Source organism: Gordonibacter sp. RACS_AR49 (assembly GCF_030418435.1).
GTDB lineage: Bacteria > Actinomycetota > Coriobacteriia > Coriobacteriales > Eggerthellaceae > Gordonibacter > Gordonibacter urolithinfaciens.
Window position 1 is genome coordinate 159,645 of sequence record NZ_JAIUDM010000007.1, and the last position, 8,217, is coordinate 167,861.

General features: G+C 70.3%; 8 protein-coding genes. All 8 read left to right on the forward strand.

Going from position 1 to position 8,217, the window contains the following annotated elements:
- Positions 1-5: 5 nt before the first annotated feature.
- The 8 genes from LB310_RS11985 to ispH all read left to right on the forward strand — a co-directional run bounded on the left by LB310_RS11985 (position 6) and on the right by ispH (position 7,739).
- The gene (locus LB310_RS11985) at positions 6-797 is read left to right on the forward strand and encodes a ScpA family protein (protein ID WP_087190636.1); all 792 of its coding nucleotides are present in this window, start codon (positions 6-8) and stop codon (positions 795-797) included.
- 15 nt (positions 798-812) lie between these two features.
- Positions 813-1,697 carry an SMC-Scp complex subunit ScpB gene (scpB, locus tag LB310_RS11990; protein WP_301155101.1) on the forward strand — a complete coding sequence of 295 codons (885 nt, stop codon included), beginning with the start codon at positions 813-815 and terminating at the stop codon, positions 1,695-1,697.
- A 201-nt stretch (positions 1,698-1,898) separates the two neighbouring features.
- Positions 1,899-2,711, forward strand: coding sequence for a pseudouridine synthase (locus LB310_RS11995; protein ID WP_227115541.1), 813 nt, complete (start codon positions 1,899-1,901; stop codon positions 2,709-2,711).
- Positions 2,712-2,818: 107 nt separating this feature from the next.
- A complete protein-coding gene (locus tag LB310_RS12000) occupies positions 2,819-3,994 on the forward strand; it encodes a prephenate dehydrogenase/arogenate dehydrogenase family protein (RefSeq protein ID WP_096228383.1) in 1,176 nt (391 codons plus the stop codon).
- On the forward strand, positions 3,984-5,354 hold the full coding sequence (gene aroA / locus LB310_RS12005; protein ID WP_096228384.1) for a 3-phosphoshikimate 1-carboxyvinyltransferase: 1,371 nt from the start codon (positions 3,984-3,986) through the stop codon (positions 5,352-5,354). Before LB310_RS12000 ends, aroA begins: the two co-directional genes overlap by 11 nt.
- A complete protein-coding gene (gene cmk, locus LB310_RS12010; protein ID WP_087190641.1) occupies positions 5,351-6,028 on the forward strand; it encodes a (d)CMP kinase in 678 nt (225 codons plus the stop codon). Before aroA ends, cmk begins: the two co-directional genes overlap by 4 nt.
- The gene (locus LB310_RS12015) at positions 6,025-6,903 is read left to right on the forward strand and encodes a 1-acyl-sn-glycerol-3-phosphate acyltransferase (protein ID WP_301155102.1); all 879 of its coding nucleotides are present in this window, start codon (positions 6,025-6,027) and stop codon (positions 6,901-6,903) included. Before cmk ends, LB310_RS12015 begins: the two co-directional genes overlap by 4 nt.
- A complete protein-coding gene (gene ispH, locus LB310_RS12020) occupies positions 6,900-7,739 on the forward strand; it encodes a 4-hydroxy-3-methylbut-2-enyl diphosphate reductase (RefSeq protein WP_301155103.1) in 840 nt (279 codons plus the stop codon). The genes LB310_RS12015 and ispH overlap by 4 nt, the downstream gene beginning before the upstream one ends.
- The last annotated feature ends 478 nt before the right edge of the window (positions 7,740-8,217 follow it).

Below are 8,217 nucleotides of genomic sequence, written 5' to 3' on the forward strand. Positions count from 1 at the left end.
CGGGCGTGTCGTACAAGGTTCGCATAGACAGCTTCGAGGGGCCGTTCGACCTCTTGCTCTACCTGGTCAGCCGCCAGAAGGTGGACATAGGGGCCATCTCCATCACGCAGATCGCCGACCAGTACCTGGCCGAGGTGGGCCGCATGGACAACCTCGACCTCGACGTGGCGAGCGACTTTCTGCTGGTGGCGTCCACGCTGCTGGAGATCAAGGCCGAGAGCCTCATCCCGCGCGACCGCGACGCCGTGGACGACGACATCGCCGAGCTCGCGCCCAGCGAGGCGCGCGATATGCTGGTGGACCGGCTGCTCGCGTACAAGCAGTTCAAGAACGCGGCCTCCACGCTGCTCGCACGCTTCTTGGCCGAGGGCCGCATGCACGCGCGCCCGTTCGGGCCGGACGCGTGCTTCCTGAACCTCATGCCCGACTACCTGAAGGACGTGACGTTGGACGGCCTGGCGCTCCTGGCTGCCCAGGCCTACGCGCGCCGCGAGGTGTTCCTGCTGGAGTCCGAGCACATCGCCGCGAAGCCCATCCCGGTGGAGGTGCACGTGCGGGCCATCCACCAGCGCATCGTGAACAAGAAGCGCCTGCGGTTCTCGGAGCTCGTGGACGAGGGCACGCCGCTGCCCGTGGTGGTGGTGACGTTTTTGGCGGTGTTGGAGCTGTACAAGCGCGCCATGGTGAAGATCGAGCAGCAGGAGCAGTTCGGCGACATCGACATCCGCTACATCGAGGGCTCGGGCGAGCTCGTGCTCACCGGCGACGACGCGCTGACCTCGGTAGGGGAAGAGTAGGGAAAGGTTGGGCCCGTGTTCCAGGGATTGCAGGAAAGCCAGATAGCGGGCGCCCTCGAGGCGCTCTTGTTCGTGACCGACGAGCCGGTTGGCACCATCGCGCTCGCCGACATGCTGGAGGTTGAGCCGGCCGACGTGGAGCGCGCGCTCGTGGGCTTGCGCACGCGCTTCGAGGGCGAGGAGCGTGGCGTGCAGCTGCGCGAGGTGGCCGGCGGATGGCGCCTGTACACGCATCCGGTGTACCACGAGCTGGTGGAGAAGTACGTGCTGTCGTGGGACACGCGGAAGCTCTCGCAGGCCGCCATGGAGACGCTTGCCATCGTGGCGTACTCGCAGCCCGTCACGCGCGCCGGCGTGGCCAGCGTGCGCGGCGTGAACTCGGACAGCTCCATCAACTCGCTGGTGGAGAAGGGCCTCGTGCGCGAGGCGGGCACGGCCGACGCGCCGGGCAGCCCCACCCTCTACGCCACGACGCGCGCCTTCCTGGAGAAGTTCGGTTTGCGCAGCGTGGCCGACCTGCCCGACCTGGACCAGTTCGCGCCCGACGATGACACGCGCGCGTTCATCCGCGAGCGCCTGAGCGCCACGCGCGAGCCCGTGCGCGTGGCGGAAGACGTCCGCATTGGCGGCGCGGAGGCGAACGCTTCCGACGACGGCTTCGACGGTGTGGAGTTCGACTTCGACGGGGAGGGGGAGGCGGCGGTGACGCTGGGCGAGCAGCTGGGCGGCTCGGCCGGCGCCGGTGCAGGCCAAACGCTCTTCGCCCGCATGGACGAGGCTGCCGAGGACGCCGCGGGCGAGGCGGCCCAAAGCCTGCTCGCCGAGGCCATGGCCTCGAGCCTCGGGCTTGTGGAGAAGATCGACTTCGACAGCCTGACGTTCGAGACGGAAGATGAATAATCGGTTCCGCCGTTCTGCCGAACGGCGGAACGGGCCGACGCTGCGGGCTTCCGCGGCACCCGGTCTCGACGCTTTTTCGCTTGCCCTCGCGTGCGGAAGCACGCTCGGCCGCGAAACGCGCCGATCTCGGGCACCACGAAAGCCCTCGCTGACTTTGGAGGACCTGTGAGCGAAGAAAACGACAACCCCCGCATCGTTCCCATGCGTCTGCAGAAGTTCCTTGCGCGCGCCGGGGCGGCCAGCCGCCGGGGCTCGGAGAACCTCATGACGGCCGGGCGCGTCACGGTTAACGGCGAGGTGGTCACGGAGCTGGGCAGCAAGGTGGATCCGCTCGTCGACGAGGTGGCGGTGGACGGTCGCGTCGTGCGCCTGGCGGACGGCCCGGTCACGCTCATGCTGCACAAGCCGGCCGGTTACGTTACCACCATGTCCGACCCGCAGGGTCGCCCCACCGTGGCGGAGCTCGTGCCCGCAGCCGAGCATCCGGGCCTGTTCCCCATCGGGCGGCTCGATCGCGACACCACGGGTTTGCTGCTGTTCTCCACCGACGGCGAGCTGGGGCATGCGCTCTTGCGCCCGCGCGGCCATGTGGAGAAGGTGTACACGGCGCTCGTGGAAGGTCGGCCGAGTGCGGCCCAGCTCGAGCACCTGCGCGAGGGCATCGAGTTGGACGATGGCCCCACGCTGCCGGCGCGGGTAGCGCTCGTGGAGGGCGAGGCGGCCGCAGCGGCGCTGGCGGTCCTCGATGTGCCGCCTGCCGCGCCGGAGGGGGCGTCGCGCCAGTACGCCCGCGCGTGCTCGGCGAGGGCACGCGACCGCTCGATCGTGCGCATAGGCCTGCACGAGGGGCGCAAGCGCCAGGTGAGGCGCATGCTGGCCGCCATCGGGCACCCGGTGCTCGCGCTGCACCGCGATGCGTTCGGCCCCGTGGAGCTGGGCGGCCTGCCGCGCGGCGAGCGGCGCGTGCTGGAGCCTGCCGAGGTGCAGGCGCTCGAGCGCGCCGCGGGCCGGTGACGGGCGGCCGTTGGTCGGTCTATAATAATGTTAGAATGGTCAGGCCGGGGGAGCGGCGCCGTGCCGTGCCCCGGCCTCACGACAGGCAGGAAGGGCGGCATCGTCCCATGATCGAACCTCATACCGAACAATCCGGCCAAGCCGCGTTCAGGCACATCGTCATCGTGGGCCTCGGCCTGGTGGGCGCCTCGTTCGCCGCTGCCGTGCGCGCCGCGCAGCCGGACATCCGGCTCTCCGGCGTGGATGTGGACGACCGCACGCGCGCCGTCGCGCTCGAGCGCGGTTGGGTCGACGCCGCCTGGGAGCCGGACGACCCGGCGTTCGAGCGCTCCGTGCGCGGGGAGTGCGACCTCGTGGTGCTCGCTGCCCCCGTGGACGTGGTGGAGCAGTACCTCGAGCGTCTGGCTGCTTGGGATTTCGACGGCATCGTCACGGACACCGCCTCAACGAAATCCCGCATCGCGGCGGTTGCCGCGCGCATGCTGCCGCATCCCGAGAACTACGTGCCGGGTCATCCCATGGCCGGTTCGGAGAAGAACGGCATTGATGGCGCCCGTGCCGACCTGTTCCAGGGCGCGCACTGGATACTCTGTCCCGACGCGGCTACGCCGGCCGAGCACTTCCCGCGCCTGCACGAGCTGGTAACGTCGCTCGGCGCCCGCGTGATCGCCCTGCCGCGCGAGGACCATGACGAGGCGGTGGCCGTGGTGAGCCACGTGCCGCATATCATGGCCTCGTCGCTTGTGCAGCTGGCCTGCCGCCATGCCGACGACCAGCAGGCGCTCATGCGCCTGGCGGCCGGCGGCTTCAAGGATACCACCCGCATCGCCGCCGGCTCGCCGGAGCTGTGGTGCGGCATCGCCTTCGACAACGCCGCGGCGCTCGGGGAGGGCCTCGCGGAGGTGCAGGGCATCATCGGCTCGTTCGCCGAGGCGCTTGCCTCCGGAGACCGCGCCCGCATGACCGCACTGCTCGCCGAGGCCGCCGAGGCACGGCGGGCGCTTCCCGCGGCATGGGTGCCCTCGACCGAGAAGCTGCTCGAGGTGCGTATCCCCATGGAGGACCGCACCGGCGTCGTGGCCGAGGTTACCACCATCGCCAGCTCCGTGGGCTGCAACATCCAGTCCATCGAGATCGACCATATAACGGCCGACAGCGCCGTCTTGAGCCTCGTGCTCACCGACGAGGGCGATGTCGGCCAGCTGTCAGCCCAGCTCATCAACGCCGGTTTCTCGGTGTCGTTCAGTCCGCTTTCGGCCAAGGAGCATACCCATGTCGCATGAGCCCGTCGCATCAGCCGCATCCGCACCGTCTCTGCAGCCCGAGGTCGGCCGCACGGTCATCGAGCCTTTGCCCGCGCCGTTGCGCGGCGCCGCCACCGTGCCGGGCGACAAGTCCATCTCGCACCGCGCCGTGCTGTTCGCGGCCATGGCCGAGGGCACCTCGCGCGTGTCCGGCGTGCTGGACTCCGAGGACGTGCGCTCGTCCATCAAGGCGGTGAGCCAGCTCGGTGCCCGGGTCTCGCTAGAACGTCAGCCTGACGGCAGCCTGGCCGGCGGCATCACGGGCTGGGGTGCCTCCGGCCCGCGCAAGCCGGACGCTCCCATCGACTGCGGCAACTCCGGGACCACGGCGCGCCTGCTCATGGGCGTGCTCGCGCCGTGGGACGTGCCCGTGGAGATCACGGGCGACGATTCGCTCCAGCGTCGCCCCATGCGCCGCATCACCGCGCCGCTCATGAAGATGGGCGCGCGCTTCGAGCCCGGCGGCCGCGAGACGCTGCCTATAACCGAGGTGGGCACGCGTGACCTGCGCGCGGTCACCTATGATGCACCCATGGCGTCGGCCCAGCTCAAAACCGCAGTGTTGCTGGCGGGCGTCTACGCGCGCGGCACGACCACCTTGAACGAGCCCGCCCCGTCGCGCAACCACACCGAGCTGATGCTGCCCGAGTTCGGCGTGCCCACCACGGCAGCCGACCGCACGGCCAGCGTGACCGGCCCCCGCGTGCTCCAGGCGGCCGAGGTGCGCGTTCCAGGCGACCCGTCCTCGGCCGCGTTCCTCGTGTGCGCCGCGGTGCTCAAGCCCGGCAGCTCCCTCCAGGTGGAGAACGTGAGCCTGAACACGGCGCGCATCGGCTTCACCCGCACGCTCGAGCGCATGGGCGCCGACGTGTCGGTGCGCCACGCGGGGGCGGCGGGCAAGGAGCCCTACGGCATGATAGCGGCGTGCCACACCCCGAGCCTCCATGGCTGCGAGGTGCCGGCCGAGAAGATCGCCGCCATCGTCGACGAGGTTCCGGTGCTCGCGCTCGTGGCGGCGCACGCCCGCGGCGTGACGGTGTTCCGCGAGGTGGGCGAGCTGCGCGTGAAGGAGACCGACCGCCTCGCGGCCGTCGTGGAGGGCCTCGGCCAGCTGGGCGTGGAGGCCTACATCGACGGCAACGACCTCTATGTGGAGGGCCAGCCCGGCCTGCGCGCCCCTGCGGGCCTCGTGTTCGACTCGCACGGCGACCACCGTCTCGCCATGACGTGGGCGCTCGTGGGCCTCACGGGCGGCGTCCCCGTAGAAGTGGAGAACTTCGACTCCGTTAAGATCAGCTATCCCCGGTTCCTGGACGATATCGAAAGGTTGGCTCGATGATCATCGCCATAGACGGCCCCAGCGGGGCCGGAAAGTCCACGGTCGCGAAGGCCGTGGCGAAGAAGCTCGGCTTCTCCTGCCTCGACACGGGCGCCATGTACCGCGCCGTGGCGTGGCGCGCCCTGCAGGACGGCGTGCCGTTCGACGACGACGCAGCGCTCGGTCGGCTGGCCCGTACGCACGACATCGCGTTCGGGCACGAGCCGGGCGACCCGGCCCCTAAAAGCGTGTCCATCGGCGGCGAGGACGTCACGCGCGCCATCCGCACGGCCGAGATCGACCGCGCCGTGAGCCCCGTGTCGGCCGCGCCCTCCGTGCGCGAGGCGCTCGTGGGGCAGCAGCGCCGCATCGGCCGCGCGGGCGATTACGTGGTGGAGGGCCGCGACATCGGCACGGTGGTGTTCCCCGAGGCGGAGGTGAAGGTATTCCTCACCGCATCGGACGAGGAGCGTGCGCACCGCCGCGTGCGCCAGAACGCCGACCGCTCCATCGGCTCCATCGACTTCGACGAGGTCCTCGCCGACCTGCGGCGCCGCGACGAGCACGACTCCTCGCGCGCTGCCTCGCCCCTCAAGCCCGCCGAAGATGCCGTGCGCCTCGACTCCACGAGCCGTTACATCGAAGACGTCATCGACGATATCGTGGAGCTTGCGCGCGAGAGGGCCGTGCGATGAGCCTGATACTCCCGTACGAGAAGATATGGGACATGCCCCTTGGCGGCACGTCCGACGAGAAGCAGGCTCCCCACTGGGCAGGCAACCTTATCTGGGGATTCCTCGTGTTCGTGTTCAAGATATGCTTCCGCTACCGTGTGGACAACCGCGAGAGCATCCGCGGTTTCGACAAGGAGAGCGGCGTGGTGGTGGTGGCGAACCACACCTCGTTTCTGGATGTGGCGTTCATGTACCTGGCAACGCGCCCGCAGCAGTGGCTGCGCTTCATGGGTCGCGAGAGCCTGTTCGACAATGCCCACGGCCTGGTGGGGCAGATCCTCTCGCGTGTGGGCGCGTTCCCCGTCAAGCGCGACTCCGCCGACCGCACTGCCATCAAGCGCGCAACGCGCATGCTGAAGAACGACGAGATCGTGGGCATTCTGCCCGAGGGCACGCGCCGCGGCAAGGGCACGAAGACGCCCGAGATCCATTCCGGCGCCGCGTTCGTCGCGAAGATGGGGAAGGCCCCCATCCTGCCCATGACCGTGCGCAACGCCGAGAACGTGAAGAGGAAAGGCGAGCGCCTGCGCTTCCCCAAGATCACCATCGAGTACGGCAACCCCCTGCTCGTGGAGGACTTCGACTTCCTGCCGAAGGAGGACCGCCTGGAGGGCTGCACGTGGTACGCCATGCGCGAGTGCTTCGCGCTGTCGCTGCGCGTGCCGCGCGAGCAGGTGGACATGCCTGCGCTGTTCCCCGGAGGGCGCGACTTCACGGCCGTGTTCGAGGAACATCCCGTGCCCGAGCACACCACGGCCGAGGTCGTGGCGGGCATCCGCGCGAAGCGCGCCGCCAAGGCCGGGGTTTCCGCCGTGCCGGCCGGGGAGCGCTCGTGAAGGTGGTGCGCGCCGCGTACGCCGGCGCCTGCTACGGCGTGCAGCGGGCGCTCGACCTGGCGCTCAAGGCTGTCGAAGACGGGGGGTGCGCCTACACGCTGGGCCCGCTCATCCACAACCCGCAGGTGGTGGCGCAGCTGGCGGAGTGCGGCGTGCGGGCCGTCGACAGCGTGGAGGACGTGGCGGGCGCCGGCACGGTGGTCATCCGCAGCCACGGCGTGACGCCCGAGGTGAAGCGGTCGGTGGCGGCGTGCGGTCTGCCGCTTGTGGACGCCACGTGCCCGCACGTGGCGCGTGCCCAGCGTGCGGCGGCCGACCTTGCCGAGCAGGGCCGCCACGTGGTGGTGGTGGGAGAGGAGGGCCACCCCGAGGTGGAAGGGCTTGTGGCGTGCGCGCGCGAGGCCGGCGCGCCGGTGAGCGTGGTGGCCGGCCCGGATGATCTGCCGGAGACGCTCGAAGGCCCCGTGGGCGTCGTCGTGCAGACAACCCAGACGCGCGAAGCCCTGGACGCCGTCGTGGCTGCGCTCGAGGAGCGCGGAGTCCAGCTGCTCGTGAAGAACACCATCTGCTTTGCCACGCGCCAGCGCCAGGAAGCCGCCGCCGCCCTCGCCGGCGAGGTGGATGCCATGGTGGTCATCGGCGGCCGCAACTCGTCGAACACCACGCGCCTTGCCGACATCTGCGCCGCCGCCTGCCCCCGCACCCACCATGTGGAGTCGCCCGACGAGATCGACCCCGCCTGGCTCGCCGGCTGCGCCGTCGTCGGCGTCACCGCCGGCGCCTCGACCCCCGAAGAGCAGATAGAGGCCGTGGCGGCGTTGCTGGAGGCGCTGTAGCGGGCCCCCTTCCGGGATCCTGCCCCGTCCTACCGCCCCTCCCGCCACCACAGCGGCGCGCCGCGAGGCCCGATATCGCCGCATCGGCCCGCCAGGCGCCCCCTGCGGCCCCCAGATCCCCCCCCTCCGTCCCGCCCGCGCCCCCGCGTCCTCCCGGGGAGGGGAGGCCGCGGGGTTTTCTTTCCCGCCCCCCGCCAGCGAAAACGCCCTCCCTGCGCCCCCGCCCCGAAGATTTTCCGAAATACCCCCTTGCCAGGCCGCGGCGGGGAGCGTATTATATTCGGGCTGCGTTTTCGAGGAGGGCGCGGCCCCGGGGCCTCCCGGACGGACTCGGAACGAAAGTTCTTGAAAAAAGTCCTTGACAGGATGGCAACGGGAAGGTAAAGTATCTCCTTGCGCCGCTCGCCCGGAAGGGAGGCGGCGAGGCCCCCCGGAAGGGGAGGCGGGAACCTTGAAAACCGGATATTGCGAGATGAAT